Annotated in this window: 16 protein-coding genes and 1 riboswitch; of the genes, 12 read left to right on the forward strand and 4 right to left on the reverse strand. The window is 36.6% G+C overall.

Annotated features, from left to right (window positions below):
• Positions 1 to 6: 6 nt before the first annotated feature.
• The 3 genes from GQR60_RS02970 (at position 7) to GQR60_RS02980 (ending at position 3,203) form a co-directional block, all read left to right on the forward strand.
• On the forward strand, positions 7 to 1,347 hold the full coding sequence (locus tag GQR60_RS02970) for a RagB/SusD family nutrient uptake outer membrane protein (protein ID WP_160463398.1): 1,341 nt from the start codon (positions 7 to 9) through the stop codon (positions 1,345 to 1,347).
• Positions 1,348 to 1,441: 94 nt separating this feature from the next.
• Positions 1,442 to 2,212 (forward strand): LytR/AlgR family response regulator transcription factor, encoded by a 771-nt coding sequence (locus GQR60_RS02975; protein WP_191991584.1) that lies wholly within the window; start codon positions 1,442 to 1,444, stop codon positions 2,210 to 2,212.
• A 142-nt stretch (positions 2,213 to 2,354) separates the two neighbouring features.
• The gene (locus tag GQR60_RS02980) at positions 2,355 to 3,203 is read left to right on the forward strand and encodes a carboxylesterase family protein (RefSeq protein ID WP_124991502.1); all 849 of its coding nucleotides are present in this window, start codon (positions 2,355 to 2,357) and stop codon (positions 3,201 to 3,203) included.
• A gap of 80 nt (positions 3,204 to 3,283) precedes the next feature.
• Here GQR60_RS02980 and GQR60_RS02985 read toward each other — a convergent pair whose 3' ends face one another.
• Entirely contained in the window at positions 3,284 to 3,919 is a 636-nt protein-coding gene (locus GQR60_RS02985; protein ID WP_124991503.1) for a flavodoxin family protein, read from the reverse strand.
• A 159-nt stretch (positions 3,920 to 4,078) separates the two neighbouring features.
• On the reverse strand, positions 4,079 to 4,909 hold the full coding sequence (locus GQR60_RS02990) for a nitroreductase family protein (protein WP_124991504.1): 831 nt from the start codon (positions 4,907 to 4,909) through the stop codon (positions 4,079 to 4,081).
• Positions 4,910 to 5,018: 109 nt separating this feature from the next.
• A riboswitch (TPP riboswitch) is annotated at positions 5,019 to 5,111 on the forward strand.
• Positions 5,112 to 5,168: 57 nt separating this feature from the next.
• Here GQR60_RS02990 and GQR60_RS02995 point away from each other — a divergent pair.
• From GQR60_RS02995 to GQR60_RS03035, 9 genes are all read left to right on the forward strand, one after another.
• Positions 5,169 to 5,939, forward strand: coding sequence for a sulfide-dependent adenosine diphosphate thiazole synthase (locus GQR60_RS02995; RefSeq protein ID WP_124991505.1), 771 nt, complete (start codon positions 5,169 to 5,171; stop codon positions 5,937 to 5,939).
• Between the two features lies 1 nt (position 5,940).
• Entirely contained in the window at positions 5,941 to 6,552 is a 612-nt protein-coding gene (gene thiE / locus GQR60_RS03000; RefSeq protein ID WP_124991506.1) for a thiamine phosphate synthase, read from the forward strand.
• Positions 6,552 to 7,826 (forward strand): phosphomethylpyrimidine synthase ThiC, encoded by a 1,275-nt coding sequence (thiC, locus tag GQR60_RS03005; protein ID WP_124991507.1) that lies wholly within the window; start codon positions 6,552 to 6,554, stop codon positions 7,824 to 7,826. The genes thiE and thiC overlap by 1 nt, the downstream gene beginning before the upstream one ends.
• A gap of 252 nt (positions 7,827 to 8,078) precedes the next feature.
• Positions 8,079 to 8,330, forward strand: a complete 252-nt coding sequence (locus GQR60_RS03010) for a hypothetical protein (protein WP_124991508.1) — start codon at positions 8,079 to 8,081, stop codon at positions 8,328 to 8,330.
• Positions 8,331 to 8,958: 628 nt separating this feature from the next.
• The gene (locus GQR60_RS03015; RefSeq protein ID WP_124991509.1) at positions 8,959 to 10,554 is read left to right on the forward strand and encodes a MutS-related protein; all 1,596 of its coding nucleotides are present in this window, start codon (positions 8,959 to 8,961) and stop codon (positions 10,552 to 10,554) included.
• Between the two features lie 121 nt (positions 10,555 to 10,675).
• Positions 10,676 to 11,695: a hypothetical protein gene (locus tag GQR60_RS03020; RefSeq protein ID WP_124991510.1), complete on the forward strand. Its 1,020-nt coding sequence runs from the start codon at positions 10,676 to 10,678 to the stop codon at positions 11,693 to 11,695.
• Positions 11,692 to 13,995 carry a hypothetical protein gene (locus GQR60_RS03025; protein ID WP_124991511.1) on the forward strand — a complete coding sequence of 768 codons (2,304 nt, stop codon included), beginning with the start codon at positions 11,692 to 11,694 and terminating at the stop codon, positions 13,993 to 13,995. The genes GQR60_RS03020 and GQR60_RS03025 overlap by 4 nt, the downstream gene beginning before the upstream one ends.
• Before the next feature lie 207 nt (positions 13,996 to 14,202).
• Positions 14,203 to 14,631, forward strand: coding sequence for a DUF3859 domain-containing protein (locus tag GQR60_RS03030; RefSeq protein WP_124991512.1), 429 nt, complete (start codon positions 14,203 to 14,205; stop codon positions 14,629 to 14,631).
• A gap of 139 nt (positions 14,632 to 14,770) precedes the next feature.
• The gene (locus GQR60_RS03035) at positions 14,771 to 15,484 is read left to right on the forward strand and encodes a hypothetical protein (RefSeq protein WP_124991513.1); all 714 of its coding nucleotides are present in this window, start codon (positions 14,771 to 14,773) and stop codon (positions 15,482 to 15,484) included.
• A gap of 256 nt (positions 15,485 to 15,740) precedes the next feature.
• Here the strand turns inward: GQR60_RS03035 and purU are convergent, their stop codons facing one another.
• Entirely contained in the window at positions 15,741 to 16,601 is an 861-nt protein-coding gene (purU, locus tag GQR60_RS03040; RefSeq protein ID WP_124991514.1) for a formyltetrahydrofolate deformylase, read from the reverse strand.
• A gap of 320 nt (positions 16,602 to 16,921) precedes the next feature.
• Entirely contained in the window at positions 16,922 to 18,142 is a 1,221-nt protein-coding gene (locus tag GQR60_RS03045; RefSeq protein ID WP_124991515.1) for a 6-phosphofructokinase, read from the reverse strand.
• Positions 18,143 to 18,318: the final 176 nt, after the last annotated feature.

Genomic DNA, 18,318 nt, shown 5'->3' on the forward strand with positions numbered 1-18,318 from the left:
TACACAATGAAAAAATTAAATATATACATTGCCCTGTTGTTGGCGGTTGTGAGCTTTTCTGCCTGCGATAATTATTTGGATGTAAAGCCAAAAGACCGGTTGATTCCAACAACAACAGATGATTTTCGGGCTTTACTGACAAGTGCATACAATGGAATTCCTGCCGATAAAGGAAGAATTGCTTTTAGAACCGATGAAGTAAAGTTGAATGAAACAAAATATGATCTTACAGAAGTTCAGGATATCTATTTGTGGAATGATGTCAACCAATCATCAAACACATTGGGTTTTTCATGGCAGCAATATTACAAAATGATCATGTATGCCAATCACATTATAGATGCTGGTGCTGATGCAACAGAAGGAAGTTCTGAAGAAATTGATCAAATTGTTGGAGAAGCTTACTTATTGAGAGCTTTAATGCATTTTAATCTGGTAAATCTTTATGGTTTGCCTTACAATTCAGCCACTGCTAATACCGATAAAGGCGTGCCTCTTTCATTAAAAATTGATACGGAAGCTGAATATTTTGCCAGTAGTGTGGGTGAGGTTTATACACAAATAGTATCAGATATTACAGATGGAATAGCGAAGTTGAACGTTGAAACTTACGAAACAGGATTGAATTATCGTTTCAGTAAGTTGGCCGCTTTGGCCTTTCAATCAAGAGTTTATTTGTATATGGGTGATTTTGAAAATGCAAGAAAATTTGCTCTGGAAGTTCTAAAAGTGAAAGCCGATTTACAGGATATTAGTGTTGATACTTCGGTATTACCTTATGCGTATACTTCTGTTGAAAGCATTTTGGCATTAGAAGATGTAATTTCATCAATGGTTGAAAATGCGTCGTTTATTTCTGACAATATGAAAGCAGCTTTCAATCACGATAACGATAATCGTTTTGGAATGTATTTTAAAGATTCAGATGATGTAGCGGGCGAATTTATAATCACTAAAGAGCATCAAAGTACTACCAAATGTACATTCAGAACATCTGAAATGTATTTGACAATTGCTGAGTGTGCTGCAAAACTAGACGATTTGGATCAAGCTCGAAACTATTTAAATCAGTTGAAAGCAAAACGTTTACTTACTGATTTTTACAATACAGAAGTAACTCGTATTGCTGGATTAAACAAAGCAGAATTAATTGCAGAAATTGCAAATGAGAGATATAGAGAGTTTGCTTTTGAAGGACATCGTTGGTTCGATTTACGAAGAACAACTCAAGAGCAAATTAATCATGCCTATAAAACAGAGTCAGCGACTCTAAATCAGGGCGATCCCCGTTATACGCTCCGTTATCCGGATGAAGCCATAAACAACAATCCAAATTTGAGTAATTAGGTTAATTAGCATATCAATAAAATGAAATTAGGGGTTTTCCATTACGGATTGCCCCTTTTCTTTTGTAATTTGGTCGGATAAAAATTAGATAAAAATGATCAAAGTAGCTATTGTTGAAGATGAACGTTTGGCGGCGCGGGAACTGGAAAAAATGCTGCTGGATATACGTCCTGATAAAGTTGAAATTAAAGCACATCTGGAAAATGTTGAGCAGGCCGTACAGTATCTGTCCGGGAATAAGCTTGATTTGATTTTTATGGACATACACCTTGGTGATGGCAACAGTTTTGAGATCTTCGATCGGTTGGAAATTACCACACCGGTTATTTTCACCACAGCCTACGATCAATATGCAGTACAGGCCTTTAAACAATGCAGTGTTGATTATTTACTAAAGCCGATGGATTCTGAAGATGTGGAAGCAGCCATCACAAAGTTCGAGACAATGTTTCAGGAGAAAGAATCTCTTGATTTTAGTGCTCTTCAGAAATCTTTAAACAGCTTAATGACTGGTGATCAATACCAGGAACGATTCATGGTGAGTCGGGGCGACAGACTCAGTTCATTGGAAGTTGAAAAAGTGGCCTACTTTATGGCTGACGGTAAGGCGCTTTATCTATTTGGATTGGATGGGAACCGTTATCTTTTTGATGGCACTCTGACATCTTTGGAAAGCAAATTGAATCCGAAGCGTTTTTTCCGGGTTAACCGCAAATTTATCGTTAGTTATCAGGCCATTGAAGATATGCACTATTATTCAAAAAACAGAATAAAATTAAATCTCAAACCCAATCACCCGGAATGTATTGATGCTATTGTTAGTCAGGACCGGTGTACTGAGTTCAAGAAATGGTTAAATCAGTAAACCTGAAATACAAGGTCTGCTAAAAAGTGTGAATTATTTAACACAGAGTCATTATTATAGTATTCTTTTCGTCTAAATGTGATTTCATCTCGTATTATTGCATAATTAAAATTTATTGATAATTATAAAATAATTTCGTGTCATGAAGAACTGTGTTCTTGTATCCTTTTGTATTCTTATTTCGTTTTGTTCTGCTTCTTGTTCCAGTGATGATAGTTTATCCAAGGCAGATTACTACAACCTTTCCAATTTGCCTTTAGATACCGGCGGAACTCATTCCAGCCACATATTGGCAGAAGCTAATGCTCCCTATGGTTACTACGCTTATCAACCCGCAGGATACGATGATGATAAGGATTCGATGTATCCTTTACTGATTTTCCTGCATGGATCCGGTGAAAAAGGCAACAGCGCCAAACATCCTGAATATTTAGATCGGATTTTGGTAAACGGGCCTCCTAAAATGATTGAAAACGGAAGTTGGTCACCAAAATATCCTATGTTGGTTATTTCTCCTCAATGTCATGACGATGGCTGGCAAGCCGACAAAATAAAGCGCTTTGTTGAATTCATTATAGAGAAATACAAGGTGAATGAACGCAGAATATACATGACCGGAATAAGTATGGGCGGTTTTGGATGCTTTAGTTATGTGGGGACTTGTGGCGATGAATCTCATGTAACTGCTCTTGTGCCCATTTGTGGTGGTGGAAATACAGCACAGGCAGTAAAATTTAAAAACATTCCTGTTTGGGCATTTCACGGAGAGAGTGATGCAACGGTTGCACCTTCCAAATCAAAAAACATGATTGAGGCAATAAACAGCATCAATCCGACAGAAAAAGCTAAAATTACATTGTATCCTGATGTTGCACATGACTCATGGACGTACACATATGAGGGAACCGGAATGGGGAAAGAAAATGCAGACTATGATACATTTAGCTCTGATATTTTTACATGGATGCTGGAGCATGAGAAAAAAGAATAAGTGTTTGAAATATCGCTAAAAAAATAAAGCCATTACTCTTGTTCAGGAATAATGTTTTTTTTTTATTGACAGTACTTATTCTATCGAATAAAACTGGTGTATATTTTCTTCTCCTGTACCGGAGCTTCTACCTTATTTTTTCCCTGATCAATTAATTGCAGCAGATAAGCCATGTTCCTACCCAAAACTCTCATAATCTGCATGCCTTCTTCATCCTGTAAAACTTCACCTGGAGTCGTTCCGTGAATTACATTCCAATAATTTGATGTCGGAACCATCATTTCTGAATAGTTGAGATAATTGTTCAGTTCGTTAAAGGTTGGCAATCCTCCCGAACGACGAACCGCAACAACAGAAGCACCAACTTTGTGGCGAAACAAGTTACCGTTTGCACCACTCACATAGAATGCCCGGTCTAAAAACGATTTCATATTTGCTCCCAAAGAGGCATAATGAACTGGTGAGCCAAGCAGAATGCCATCGGCTTCATTCATTTTCTGAATCCAAATATTTACATCATCTCCTTTAATTATACACTTCTCATCTTTATTTTTAGCGCACAGACCGCAGGCAGTACAACCTTTTACTCCTTTATTGCCAATGTGAACAATTTCAGTTTCAATACCTTGCATCTCCAACTGTTCTGTTACTAATTTAAGGGCATGGTAAGTGTTTCCTTCTTTTTTCGGACTTCCGTTAAATGCGACTACCTTCATTTTGCAAGTTTTATTGTTTTTGTGATTTCAGATTCGTGGAAAATTGATTGGTTTACACCAATTGAAAGTGTAAAATTAAGCAGGAACTGAATACAATTGTTTTAATGAAATGTTAATAGAATAAATCTATTGTAAGTATCTCTGAGGAATACAGGCTTCTTATTTTTCAAGCTTTATCCGGTTCACTTTTAAGCCTTCCGATTGAATTCCCCGGGCATATTTTACGGCAGATTTACCAAACAGCATTACATATCCAATCGTATGATCTTTTGGTATGCCAATCAGAGTGCGTAATTCAGGATCAATATCATCTATTGCCCATTTTATCATTCCGTTCCAAAGTGTTCCTATTCCGTGTGAGTTGGCTATTAATTCAAAATAACTCAATGTAATTAAACAATCTGCCATTGGTGAAGCATCAGCAGATGGGGCAGAAGCAATAATTAGGTGTGGAGCATCTCTAAAAATAACATCTATACCTTTGGTTTCCCATAATTTCTGATAGGACAGCAGGAATTGAAAGCGTTTCTCCAGTGTGCCTGATTCTCTGGCATTTTTCAGTGAATCGTACACTTTTAACCGAAATAAGTCCAAATCCTCTTTGTTGTCAATTAACGACAGTAAAACAGCATTGTCGTTATGTCCTGTTGGTGCATGCGCAGCCGTTTCAATCAGTTCCTGAATTAATTCCTTATCAATGGTTTCCTTTTTGTATTTTCGGATCGAGCGTCTTGTTTTTATCAATCTGCTGATTGCTTCAGGCTTTGGCATTTCATCTTTTGCCGAAACACTGTCTTCCGGATTTTTTCCTAATATCGAAAGTGCTGCCGTAGGACAAATGGCTAAACAATGTTGGCATTTTAAACAATTCGTCTCCTTTTCTTTTCGGATGACAGGCTTTGGATTCAATTCTATAATACCAACCGGGCAATCCTGTGCACAAAGACCGCACTCAATACATTTATCTTCCTCTATCTTAAAATCTAACATTGTTTGCAAACTTATTATTGGCAGGCAAAGATAATTTATCCCGGGAATTAATCCATAAAATATTCCCATGCGAAGAGCCTGTTCCGGTTTTTTATTTTACATTTGTATTTATATAAACTAGGGGTGCCTAACTTTAAGGCTGAGATCATACCCTTTACCTGATCAGGATAATGCCTGCGTAGGAAAGTAAAGAAAAGTCTGCTTTTTTGGAGTAGGACTGCCCCTGTTTATTAATGTTATTCACTTAATAAACAATAAAATGGAGCAAATTGTATCTGCAGGAATCGTCGATTCCTATTTTAAAAAACTCAAAGAAAATTTATCGGTTGATGTGGCAATTGTCGGAGGTGGACCTTCTGGACTAATCGCATCCTATTATCTCGCAAAGAAAGGCTTTAAAGTTGCTTTGTATGAAAGTAAACTGGCTCCAGGCGGAGGCATGTGGGGCGGTGCCATGATGTTTAACGAGATAATAGTTCAGAAAGATGCACTGCACATTCTCGACGAATTAAATATTTCCTACACAAACTATCAGGGAGATTATTACACGCTTGATTCTGTGCATGCAACTTCCGCTTTAATTTACCATGCTACGCAGGCAGGAGTCAAAATCTTCAATTGTTCTTCTATTGAAGATGTTGTTTTTCAAAATGACAGGGTATGTGGTGTTGTTTTAAATTGGTCACCTGTTCGCAGAGAAGGATTGCATGTTGATCCTTTGGTGATCATGGCAAAAGCAGTGGTTGATGGCACGGGGCACGATTGTGACATTGTCCGCACCTTGGAACGTAAAAACGACGTGAAGCTAAACACAAAAACAGGTAAAGTGATGGGGGAATACTCTTTGTCGATAGATGAAGCTGAGCGAACTACTGTAGAAAACACCAAAGAAGTATACCCTGGATTGTATGTGTCGGGTATGGCATCGAATGGTGTTAGCGGTGGTTTTCGAATGGGACCTATCTTTGGAGGAATGCTTCTTTCCGGTGAAAAATTAGCTGGTTTAATTGCTGAAAATTTAAGTAAATAAGATGGACGACTTTGGTTTATACATTATCATCACAAACCCGCAGACCTCTTACCGTTCTATTGCCGAATCGTGTGTTGAGCGGGGTATTAAGATGCTGCAGCTGCGCGAAAAATTTTTATCCGATAAGGAATTAATACGAATAGGAAAAGAAATCAGAGCCATTACAAGAGGAAGTGAAACCAGTTTTGTGATGAATGACCGTGCGGATATTGCAGCAATTTGTGATGCTGATTTTCTGCACCTCGGACAAGATGATATGAGTATGGAAGAAGCCCGGAATATTGTTGGAGAAATGAAAATTGGTTTGTCAACGCATTCCATTTGGCAAGTGAAGGAAGCTTTGGCTAAGAAGCCTGATTACATAGGTTTTGGCCCGGTATATCCAACCAATGCAAAAGCCAGGCCTGATCAACCTGTAGGCATTGAACAACTAAAGCAAGTATTGAATATGGCGACTATTCCTGTGGTGGCAATCGGAGGAATTTTTCCCGAAAACATACAGACCATTCTAAGTGCAGGAGCAAAAAATATTGCCATGGTGCGGCATTTTATGCAAACCGATCAGTTTGATGAAAGAGTTCTGGAGTTTACTAATTTAATAAACAAGAAATAATGATTACACAAATAGAAAAAGCCAAAGAAGGCATTATCACAGCAGAAATGAATATCGTTGCAAAAAACGAAAATGTTGATGTTGAATGGCTGCGAAATGAGATTGCATTGGGGCGGATTGTAATCCCCAAAAACAAAAATCATGACTTTCCGGCTGCAGCAATAGGGAATGGTTTGCGAACTAAGGTAAATGCCAACATGGGCACATCCGAAAAGCATTGCCATTTTCAAGAGGAACTGGAAAAAATGAAAGTGGCTGTTCAATATGGTGCCGATGCAATCATGGATTTGTCAACGGGCGGCGATCTGCATATTATTCTTCAACGAATAATTAAGGAGTCTTCTGTAATGGTTGGTACTGTACCCATTTATGGTGTAGCTACACGTTTGCTGGCCGAAGGAAAAGCGATTAAAGAGCTCGATCCGGAAGATCTGTTTCGTGAAATTGAAATTCAGGCAAAAATGGGGGTTGATTTTATGACCTTACATTGTGGTATAACCAAGGTTTCTCTTTCCTTTCTTGAGAATGATAAACGAGTGTGTGGCATTGTAAGCCGGGGAGGAGCTTTGCTCAAGCGCTGGATGAAAGAAAACGGGAAGGAGAATCCATTGTATGAGCAATACGACCGGGTTTTGGATATTTGCAAACAATACGATGTAACCATTAGTTTAGGAGATGGTTTGCGTCCGGGAGCCGGTGCTGATGCTACCGATCGGGCACAAGTTGCAGAATTGCTGGTTTTAGGGGAATTGGTGGATCGTGCCAGAGACAAAGGTGTGCAGGTAATGGTAGAAGGCCCCGGTCACATGCCTTTGGATCAGATTGAAGCCAATATGAAATTGATGAAAAGACTTTGCAGCGAAGCGCCGTTTTACGTGCTGGGGCCTTTGGTTACCGATTCGGCTCCCGGATACGATCACATTGTGGGAGCAATTGGGGGTACGATCGCAGCCATTCACGGTGCCGATTTTCTGTGTTACGTAACGCCTGCCGAACATTTGTGCTTGCCCGATGTTAAAGACGTAAAGGAGGGGGTAATTGCAAGCCGGATTGCTGCACATTCTGCTGATTTAGTGAATAATGTGGAAGGTGCCCGTCAGCGGGATGTAACGATTTCGAAAGCACGTTACGATCTGGATTGGGAGACAATGTTTACGAATAGTATCGATCCGGAATTAGCCAGAAAGAGGAAAATGGAGTCGGAAAGCAGTGAAGAGGATCATTGTACCATGTGCGGGAATCTGTGCGCAGTTAAAAATGATAAAAGCATGTAAGTATGGATCTCAATTTTACTAAAGGAGGTCATTTTAAGGACGATAAAATCAGGGAAGCCTTAATTGGTAAAAACGAAGTTTATCATTTTGAAAAAGAGGAGGAAGAATTTTGAATATCAATATGGAACCGGCTGTACTTTGTTTAAAGCCGGCTCCTGTTTTTTGGAGAAAATGAATCAATTCTGAATTCGTATCGTCTGGCTTCTGATTATTTAGATGAGCATTATTCCCTTTGCAGGATCAGTTTTAAATATGGCCGTTTTATTTTATAAAAATGGGCATCTGCTTGCGTGGATGTCCATTTTAGCAAAATACAAAGCCCTCTCACTTTCGTGGATGTTCATTATTGCGATGCACAAGCCCTTCGGAGTTTTGAAAATGCGTGTTTTAGCTACACACAATGCCCATATTTTTTTGGGAATGCCCGTTATTGGGGAACACAAGCCTTTCGGAGTTTCAAAAATGCCGATTTTAGTGACACACAATGCTCCTATTTTTTCGTAGATGCCCATTTTTGAGCCACACAAGCCCTTCGGAGTTTCAAAAATGCCGGTTTTAGTCACACAAAAGACCTGTGTTTTTTTGTGGATGCCCATTTTAGTCACACACACATGCCTCGGAGTTTCGAAAATGCCACCCTCGTGTACTCTGTAAGTCCTGTATCATATAAAAACTTTCAATAACGATCTGTTAAATAATGATTCGAATGCCGATATCAACAAGGAGAGATGGATATATTCATGGAACTGTGTTAAGCCTTAATCAATAATTAAGTACGGTATCGTCTTTTTTGTTGTTTAATTCAGTTTCTCAGCCTTGCAATTTCCCTTCGATTTTGCAACAACAAGTGCTTCGAACACACTTTAGACCTTTAATTTGGCATTAACAGCCTTGTCGAAGACCTTTTTCACTTATAAAATTGGCTTTGCAGTTGTGTTTGCCTAAAATTCACCCTTAGTTTTCTGATTACAGATGAGGAAGCCTAAATGTAAGATCTTAAATTAATGTTTTATTATGATTGGAATTGTTTATGATAATTATAAAGATTTGTTAGCTTTGGGACTGTTAAATTAATGATCAGAAAAAACAACAATGCTCAGATTTAAAACAGCGAGGATATAATTTTCACAATATGATCTCTAACTTCAAGAAAAAACAAGCAGAACAATTAAAAGCCTCCTTTGGGAAGCTGAAAGATGAATCTTACAATTTTGAATTAATAGAGAGGTATTTTCGGAATAAAGACCATTCAACAACTCTTCAGGAACTTTCTGATAAAACTTGTAACGATCTTGATTTTGATGAGTTGTTTATGTTCCTGGATCGGACAAATTCAAAAGTTGGACAACAGTACCTGTACAACAAATTGAGAGAGATTCCTTCTGATTCTAAAAATGTTGAATTGGACGAAGAGCTGATCAATCAATTTGCAACTGATTCTAATTTTCGACTTCAGATTCAAACTGAACTAACGAAACTAAATCATCGGGAGGCTTATTACATTTCTACTTTGTTTCAGGAAGGGTATTTAGAGCCGCCAAGATGGTTTTTTGTGATTCAATTGCTATCCTTTACCAGCATTTTATCTGTTCTTCTTTTGCCTTTTAATTTGAAAATGTTTTTTGTTTTAGGAGGTGTTTTTATTATTAACATCTGCTTTCATTTATGGAACAAAAGAAACTTATCGAGCTATTCTGACTCCATTCCTCAGCTCCTGATCCTTAAGCGAGTTGCAAATAAACTGTTTCAAACTAAAAATTTAAAAAGGATTAATCCCCTTTTGAATGAATCGATTCAAGCAACCAATCAGATTAGAAACAGAATGCTCATCTTTAAATTGGAGTCGAAAATTGAAGGTGATTTTCAAGTAATCTTTTGGTCCATTTTAGAGTTGTTGAAAATTTTATTTCTATTAGAGCCATTACTTTTGTTTGGCGTATTGAAACGTTTGGATTCCAGAAGAAAGGAAATTGAGAAGGTTTTCTCATTTGTGGGACGAATCGATGCGCTATTGTCTATTGCTTCCTTGCGAAAAGGCGGCGACTGCTGTATTCCCAAAATTGATGAGGAGAACAGTCGGATGGAAGCTCGTGAGATTTATCATCCATTAATTGTGAATTGTGTTCGAAATGATATTGAGGTAAACGATAAATCCATATTGCTTACCGGATCGAATATGTCGGGTAAAACTTCTCTTATTCGAGCCATTGGCATCAATGTTCTTACTGGATTAACGATGAATACCTGCTTTGCTAAATCAATGATGATTCCTCGAATTTGTATCTATTCTGCAATCCGTATTAGTGACGATTTAATGAATGACAAGAGCTACTATTTTGAAGAGGTTCTTACCATTAAAAACATGATTGACAAGTCGTGTAATGCAAAAGTCAGTTTGTTTTTGCTCGATGAGATTTTTAAAGGAACCAATACCGTCGAACGGATTTCTGCGGGGAAAGCAGTATTGTCTGCGCTTGCAAAAAATAACAATAGGGTATTCGTATCTACTCACGATATCGAATTAACCGATTTGTTGGAGAAGGAGTATGAATTGTATCACTTCAGTGAACTTGTGAGCGATAAATCGGTGGACTTTGACTACAAATTGAAGGAAGGAAAACTGAAAAACAGAAATGCAATCAGGATACTTGAAATAAATGATTTTCCGGAGCTGGTAATTAAGGAGGCGATGGCATTAGCAGAAGAACTGGATCGAAATAGGCTTTGAAGTTAAATAGTTTAGCTATTGTTTGAGCAATAAAGGGATAAAGTTTGGTATTATGATGATTCATAATTAAGTAAAATTACTATTTTTGTTCAATTTCTATAAAAATATAAATCTGAAAATTTTGAAAGTGAAAACTCATTTGTTGTCAGGCATGTTATTGCTTCTTATAACAACCTCCTGTTCTCAAAAAGATACCGCAAAGAAGGAAATCTCTTTTTATCATTGGAAATCGAAAGCTGAATTTAATAGTCAATATCAGGAATCTTTAAAGAGTGCAAATGCTAATAAAATCTATCTGCATTATTTTGATATAATATCGGAGCACGAACCCAATTGGTATGATGATGGTATTGTTCCAACTTATGTATTGAAAAGTGTTGCAAAGGAGTACAAGGAGTTTGAAATTGTTCCGGTTGTATACATTACCAATAGAGTTTTTCAGGTATCAGATCTGGAAATACAGAAATTATCCAATAGGATAAGAGATTTGGTGAATCAGATCAGTTTGAAACATTTTAACAAGCAAATTTCCCAAATTCAAATTGATTGTGATTGGACAGAAAGTACCAAATACGCTTATTTTGAATTGTTGGAAAACTTAGGTAAAGAATTTGATTTGGATGTGACCATTCGTTTGCATCAAATTAAATTTAAAGAAAGAACTGGAATTCCTCCCGTGAAGAAAGGTACATTGATGTTGTATAATGTTGGAGACTTAAAAAACATGAATCAGAATTCCATTCTGCAAAACAGCATTGTGAAACAGTACATCGATTCTGAAACCAAATATCCTTTGCCTTTGAATATTGCTTTGCCTCTTTTCTCGCAAACAGTGGTTAAGAATAAGGATAATGAAATTAAAATTATTAAAAATGCCGAGAGAACAATATTTAAAAACGATCCGCATTTTAAACAAGTTGATGTGAAAAATTTCCAAGTGGTAAAGGATACGCTCTGCAAGGGGTTTTATTTGAGTGAAGGTTATGAAATCAAATTGGAAGAATTATCTGTTGCTGAAATTGTGAACTCGTACCAAACAATAAAAGAAAGCAAACTAATTACGAACGGGATTATATTTTATCATATGGATGAAAAATCTCTTTCGAATATCAATCTTAGCGAATTAGTCGGAAAATTATGAAGAATATTTTAACTGGGTTATTAGTATTTATATCATCTGCAGTATTTGCATGTGGTGGAGGTGATTGGGAAGGAATGTGGTTTTATAACTTGTTTGCACAAACAAATATTTCAGCCAAAGAGTTCTATCCTTTTTTAAGGGATGATTACAATGCTTTTTATGGAGAAAATTCTTATTCAGAATCCAAGGAACCTGAATATCCTGAAGGGAATGTAAAATTGTGGAAAGAGATTCTTACGGGGTGGAGTACCGAAGAAATTGAAATGGCAATTTACAAGCCTGAAGATTTTAATTGGATCAATAAGGATTCTGAAACAGAAAAGAGAGCGAAACTCTATGTAGATTTTGCCCAAGAGTGCAGTGAAGCATTTAGTTATAGAACAAGAAGGAACTCGTGGGATTACGATGAGATTTTAGAGGAGAAGGATGTGGACACGGAAGCTTTACTTGAAAAGGCAAATTTATTGTTGAGTAGTGAGACTGACCCGCAATTACAAGCGCGTTACTACTATCAGATCATTCGCATTATGCATTATTCGAAAGCATGGGGTGAAGCCATAGGCTTTTATGAAGCAAAAGTTGAAAATAAAATACAAAAAAATGAGATTTACTATTATATTTTAGATCAAGTTGCCGGTTGTTATTATTCCACCGAAAATTATGAGAAGGCAGCTTACCTGTTCACAAAAATAGTGAGTAATAGTATCGATAGAAAAAAATCTGCATTTGTAAGTTTCAATTTTTGCACCTCTTTTGAGGCTGAAGGGCGGTCTTTTGTAAATGGAATTGAAGATGAAAAAGATTTACTCCTGATAACAAGTTTGCGTAATTTCTCAAATGAGACTGATAATATTAATAAGTTTATTGGGTTCGATGCTAATGATCGAAGAGTTGAGCTTTTATTTATGCGTGCATTAAATAATGTTGAACGCGATGTATGGCCTAAAAATATTGGTGTAGGAGAGAGCAGATTACCTAATTTGGAAGAAGGAGAGGATTACAACGAATTATTAAATATTGCCGAACTACAGCTTTCTAATCAGAAGGTGAAAAATACTGATTTCTGGAGAATGGCCGGTTCGTATTTGTCTTTTATCAGGAATGACATAGGTGAAGCAAAAAGAAAACTGGAGGCAGTAAAATCATTTGCAGATCAGAAAAAGATTCTGTCAATAGTTTATGAAGTTTTTTCCTGGGAGAATATTTCCATTGAAAATGAGAACTTTATTTCTCAGGTGCTTTCAAAATATCCTGACAAGGGAACTTGGCCAGTTGATTTTAATTCAGATCTAAAGAGTTTTATTAAAGCTAAAATCGCCAATCTTTACTATGCAAACAATCAAATAGCAAAAGCATTTCTTGTTCATAACCAATTGGAATCGGGTGGAGGTATTAGTTCTTTGGAGCTGTTAGATGCTTTGGAGGCCTTTTATAATAAGCCTGATAAAAGCGCTTACGAAAAGGAACTTTTGGAGAATAGGAGGAGTAACTACAAGTTTATTGATTATCTGAATTATCAGAAAGGTATTTATTATTTGTATCAGAAAAATGCAGAATCGGCATTGGAGTATTTTGGTAAGAGTACCAATTTGAGTGGCACAATATCTTTATCAAATAAAATATTTAGTAATAATATTATAGAATGTTTTTCCTGCGATGAAAAGGAAGTGATGGATGATGAAGTTTATAAAGCAGATTTGTTCTCTTTTATTAAACCAGACTTTTCTATTTCTGATCTGGCGGTTTATTTGATTGAATTAGAAAAGCTAACCGCTAACGAAAAACAGTGGAAAGCCAAATTGGCGAACTATTTATTAGCTAATTATTACTATAATATCTCAAATACAGGATATTACAGAGGGGCTTTAATTGGTGATTCCAACTGTTGTGATTATAATTACATTCATTATTCGAGTGATCATTATCAGTCCAGTGAAAACGGCGCTGATATTATTGCAAACAGAAAAGGGTTCAACCTTTCGGATATTACATCCTACAACAAAACTTATTTTGGGCTAAGTGAAATGTCCCTCGAGTTTTATCAGCGTGTAATTGAATTATCAACAGATAAGGAATTAAATGCCCGATGTCTTTATTTAATGGCAAAATGTGAATTGAATACTTATTACAATGAGGGAAGCGATGATACTTTTAAAGTTAATTTTAGTAAGTATAATGAATTGGAATTACCGAACTACAAAAGTTTTAAAACTCTGAAGGAGGATTATTCAGATACAAAATTTCATGAAATGATTATCAATCATTGCAGCTATTTTAGATTGTATAGTTCAACTCACTAGTAGGGACGTGTATTCGCGCTAACTATAAACAAGCAACTTCAAATTTTAAAGTTGCTTGTTTTGTATCCTATTGTTTTAAAATAGACGAATAACAACTCTGAATACTTTTTCTTGAAGCCCACTCTGATTAGGAGTTGTGACAAAAAAAACTGTAGTTTTGCTGTTTTCATTCAAAGTGAGGCCATCAATCAGTTTAAAACAACAATAATGAATATAAAAATAGTTGATTACGGAATTTGTAAAGCGGTAGGAGAGACGAAGAAAGACATTGTTCCGGGTAGTACAACAGGATACTTTTTGCATTCTGACGATATGGAGTTTGTGGAAAAAACCGATGTTATTCATCCTACGGTAGGTTTGAGTTTTGGAATAAGTTATCAATTCGAAATTGATTCAGAGGAAGCGGAACTTGTTGATTTTGTGTGCAGGATAAGACATCCTAAGTTGGTGAATCCAATTAGTAAGGAACAATTTATGGAAACAACAGAGGAAAAAGACAGCTATACTGATGAGTTAGGCTATGACTTCTACACGTTTGAATTGGACTGGGAAATGCAGCTGGGGGAATGGATTTTTGAGATTATCTATGATGACAAGATCATGTGCAGTCAGACATTTATTTTGAAAGATCTTTAGGTTGGCATTTTAGTTTTAAATGAGAGTGTTGTTGAAAAAAAAGAGGGGAGATTGTGACGAGTTTTAGATTTAATATGTTAGCAGTAGCGAACTTAAAATCTAACGGTTAAAAAGTAATAATTAAGATTTATTATTTCAAATGCATAGAAAAATTGAAAATGTAAGAGCTCGTATAGAATTTGTTAATAAACTCACTTCTGTCAAAGAAGCTTTTAGAGGAACGGAATTAGTAAAGAAGAGCGAAAATGGGGATTTTAACCATCCATATATTCATTTTGACGGCCTGAGATTCTATTTGATTTTAACATGTTTTGATATTTTAGGATCCAATAAGGAGTATTTACCCTTTTCAAATTGGTTAACTTCTTCCAATACTAAAAATGAAAGGGCAGAAATTTTTGCTCAAATGAATAAGAATGAGATTACTTCAGAAAGTGTTAATGATATATATCTAGGCTATAATAAGATTTATGGAGTTACTAAAGGATTTAAACGGTTTATTGCAGAAATTCTTTCAGATGAAAATAGAAAATTATTACTAGATAACATTATGATACGTAAATTTGACAACGTATCTGGAATTCAATTAAAATATACACCTCCAGATAGTAAAAAAATTGATTTTTTATATCAAGTTAGAAATTCATTTACCCATACCGGTGAGCCATATGCAACACCTGCTGGAGGAATATTTGATATAATTGAAGATGGACGAATAATAGATGGAGGTAGGAAATGGGGGTATTACTGTATTCATATTGAAAAGAATAACAAATTTTACTACGAATACTATGTTCGAAAATGGCCTAAAATATTAATTGAGATTTTAAATAATACTATTGAGACTCTATAAAATAGGTGAATGTATCAATCTAATGTTTTTCAACTTTTCTAATCGAACTGAGAGCCTGACTTGAAGTGAGATCCTCAAAAGGGTGAATTCTTATGCAATAATAAGAACTTTCAATGATCTAATCAAAAACAATCCGCACGGGTACCATCTACAATTTATGTAGAAATTGTTTTGGGGCTCCCACTTAAGTGGGATTCCCAATAAAAAGACCTTATTGGTATCCTCACTTGAAGTGAGAACACCAAGCTATGGTATATTAAAAAACAATCGTACGCGTACCATCTACAATAATTCGGTGTTCTGCTTTGTAGGCAAGGGCACGAGCCAATACAATACGTTCCAAATCTCTTCCTTTTCGGATTAAATCTTTAATCGTGTCTTTGTGCGTAATTCGCATAATATCCTGCTCGATAATTGGTCCTTCGTCTAGATCTTCGGTTACGAAGTGACTTGTTGCTCCAATCATTTTTACACCGCGCTCGTATGCTTGTTTGTATGGATTTCCACCTACAAAGCCGGGTAAAAAGGAGTGGTGTATGTTAATTATTTTATTTTTAAATGCATTGATAAAAGTAGGTGATAGTACCTGCATGTAACGAGCCAAAACAACCAAGTCGATATTGTGTTCTCTCAGTAAGGCAATCTCTTTGGCTTCCTGCTCCGGTTTGGTTTCTTTTGTTATCGGAAAAACATGGTATGGAATTCCGGCAGCATCGGCAATAGGTTTCAAATCCGGATGATTCGATACGATTAAAGGAATTTCGATGTGGTATTCGCTCATGTTGTAGCGCCACAGAATTTCCTGCAGACAATGGTCGTATTTCGAAACGAAAATGGCTACGCGTTGCTTCTGATTCGAAAATTCGATTCTCCAATGTGCATCAAACTCTTTGGCTAATGGTTCGAACGTTTCGTGAAGTTTGGAAGCAGGAATTGTTGAGTTGGACATGTTCCAGGCGATTCGCAAAGAGAAAAACTGCTGGTTTTGGTTTACATGCTCATCCAAATCGATGATGTTTCCACCTATTTCGTAGATAAATTGAGTGATTTTGGCTACAATTCCGTTTTTATCGGGACAAGTGAAGAGTAAAAATGCGTTTACATTATTTTCAGACATAGTTATTTCATTGATATCGGAATAATAAATTCCGTGAATTAAAGTTCAAGTTGCTAATTTGCTTCAATATTGAACGATTTGTCCGTTAGGTAAGTAGTGTGTGATGTAAAAGTAGAAAATTTGGAGAATTATTAATTAAGATTTCTGAATTAATAATTGTATAAAACAAAATAAACCATTTTAGATCTGTATTATTTCATAATATGATACAATGAACCCGGGGCTGCAGTTGCTTTAGAGCATTCCCCGGGTTATATATTGTTAGAGTCTCTAGGATTTTTATCCTTTACACTTGGATCTTTCTACTTGGAACTTCTTTTCTACTCCCAATTCAAAATTCTGGTGAAAACATAGTTTTCCGCATCAGAAAGATATGCTTTTGCCGCTTCAACATCTTCGGCAGTAAGATAATGCAGGTTGTAGTTCAATACAGATTGTACACGCTGACTGTTTACATCAACCAAACGAGGTTTCACCTTTCCGTTTTCGTCTTCTACATCTTTTAGGAATAGAGGAGAAGCATCGCCTATAGGATCGACAGTTACCATGCATTTCGAATGACCTTGCTTGAACAAGGTGTAAACACCATTTCCTAACAAGGTACACAAGCTAAGATCAAAACCGATTGGCCGGCAGCAACGGATCTCAAACCCCAGTTCAACCGGACGGGTTCCAATGTTCAGATTGTAGGTTTTCATTTTGCGCTGAATCACCATATTGAAAACATGCGCTTTGCTTACGTTGAACAATTCCGGATGTCCGTGAGCATCGTAGGTAAAGTTTACACCTGTGCTTTTGATTTCTTCATCACTCATAAAATGGAAAACTCCTTCACTGATTATAGCTGCTCCGTAGTTTAAGCCCATTATTCTTCTCTTTATGATAGAGGAGATGACCAACTGAGCAATTTTTTCAGCTGAAATGCTGGTTTTGTTGAACATTTCAGGAATAATAATCATCGGAAAATGACAGGCAGTACCAATTCCGAAAGCCAGATGACCGGCTTCTCGTCCCATGGCGGCCAATACGAACCAATTTTGTGAAGTCCGGGCATCTTCGTAAACTGTGGTTGCAATCTTAACTCCTTCGTCTTTTGCTGAGTGAAAGCCAAATGTTGGAGACCCTTCCGGCAAAGGAAGATCGTTGTCGATGGTTTTTGGTACGTGAATGTTAGAGATGTTTATCTTATTTTCTTCCAGATATTTTGAAATTCGGTTTGCAGTAGATGCTGTATCGTCGCCACCAATGGTAACCAATAGTTTTACATTGTTTTCAACGAAAAAATCGGTTGAGAAATCTGATTTTTTTGGTTTGAAGCGACTCATTTTTAGATGTGAACCACCTCTTGTAAAGATTCCATCAAGAGTTTCGAAGTCGAGATCGACCATTTTACGATCCTTAGAGAAAAGACCTTTGTAGCCTTCGTGCAAACCAATTACCCGATAACCGTTTTTTAAAAATACTTTTCCTACACTACTAATCACGGTGTTTATGCCCGGAGCCGGACCACCACCACACAGAATTACAACAGATTCTTTCATTGGATAAATGGATGTTTTATTTTAAAGATCCGGCAAAGATAGAGGAATTTGGAGAACTATACTTACTTTTTTTGTGTTGAGTAAGGTGCTAATGTGATTTGAATTGCTGCGTTAAGGATTGCAGTGGAAACCCCGGAACCTTCCTGCAGCGGTGAGAAAGGAAGGTGAGGAGTTGC

This window comes from Labilibaculum euxinicum (assembly GCF_009795715.1).
Classification (GTDB): Bacteria; Bacteroidota; Bacteroidia; order Bacteroidales; family Marinifilaceae; genus Labilibaculum; species Labilibaculum euxinus.

Coding starts and splice junctions, on each gene's coding strand:
- GQR60_RS03035 (WP_124991513.1), top strand. CDS start 14,771: ATGCATAGAAAAATTGAAAATGTAAGAGCTCGTATAGAATTTGTTAAT.
- GQR60_RS03010 (WP_124991508.1), top strand. CDS start 8,079: ATGGCCGTTTTATTTTATAAAAATGGGCATCTGCTTGCGTGGATGTCC.
- purU (WP_124991514.1), bottom strand. CDS start 16,601: ATGTCTGAAAATAATGTAAACGCATTTTTACTCTTCACTTGTCCCGAT.
- GQR60_RS03025 (WP_124991511.1), top strand. CDS start 11,692: ATGAAGAATATTTTAACTGGGTTATTAGTATTTATATCATCTGCAGTA.
- GQR60_RS03015 (WP_124991509.1), top strand. CDS start 8,959: ATGATCTCTAACTTCAAGAAAAAACAAGCAGAACAATTAAAAGCCTCC.
- GQR60_RS03030 (WP_124991512.1), top strand. CDS start 14,203: ATGAATATAAAAATAGTTGATTACGGAATTTGTAAAGCGGTAGGAGAG.
- GQR60_RS03045 (WP_124991515.1), bottom strand. CDS start 18,142: ATGAAAGAATCTGTTGTAATTCTGTGTGGTGGTGGTCCGGCTCCGGGC.
- GQR60_RS02970 (WP_160463398.1), top strand. CDS start 7: ATGAAAAAATTAAATATATACATTGCCCTGTTGTTGGCGGTTGTGAGC.
- thiC (WP_124991507.1), top strand. CDS start 6,552: ATGATTACACAAATAGAAAAAGCCAAAGAAGGCATTATCACAGCAGAA.
- thiE (WP_124991506.1), top strand. CDS start 5,941: ATGGACGACTTTGGTTTATACATTATCATCACAAACCCGCAGACCTCT.
- GQR60_RS02985 (WP_124991503.1), bottom strand. CDS start 3,919: ATGAAGGTAGTCGCATTTAACGGAAGTCCGAAAAAAGAAGGAAACACT.
- GQR60_RS02990 (WP_124991504.1), bottom strand. CDS start 4,909: ATGTTAGATTTTAAGATAGAGGAAGATAAATGTATTGAGTGCGGTCTT.
- GQR60_RS02975 (WP_191991584.1), top strand. CDS start 1,442: ATGATCAAAGTAGCTATTGTTGAAGATGAACGTTTGGCGGCGCGGGAA.
- GQR60_RS02980 (WP_124991502.1), top strand. CDS start 2,355: ATGAAGAACTGTGTTCTTGTATCCTTTTGTATTCTTATTTCGTTTTGT.
- GQR60_RS02995 (WP_124991505.1), top strand. CDS start 5,169: ATGGAGCAAATTGTATCTGCAGGAATCGTCGATTCCTATTTTAAAAAA.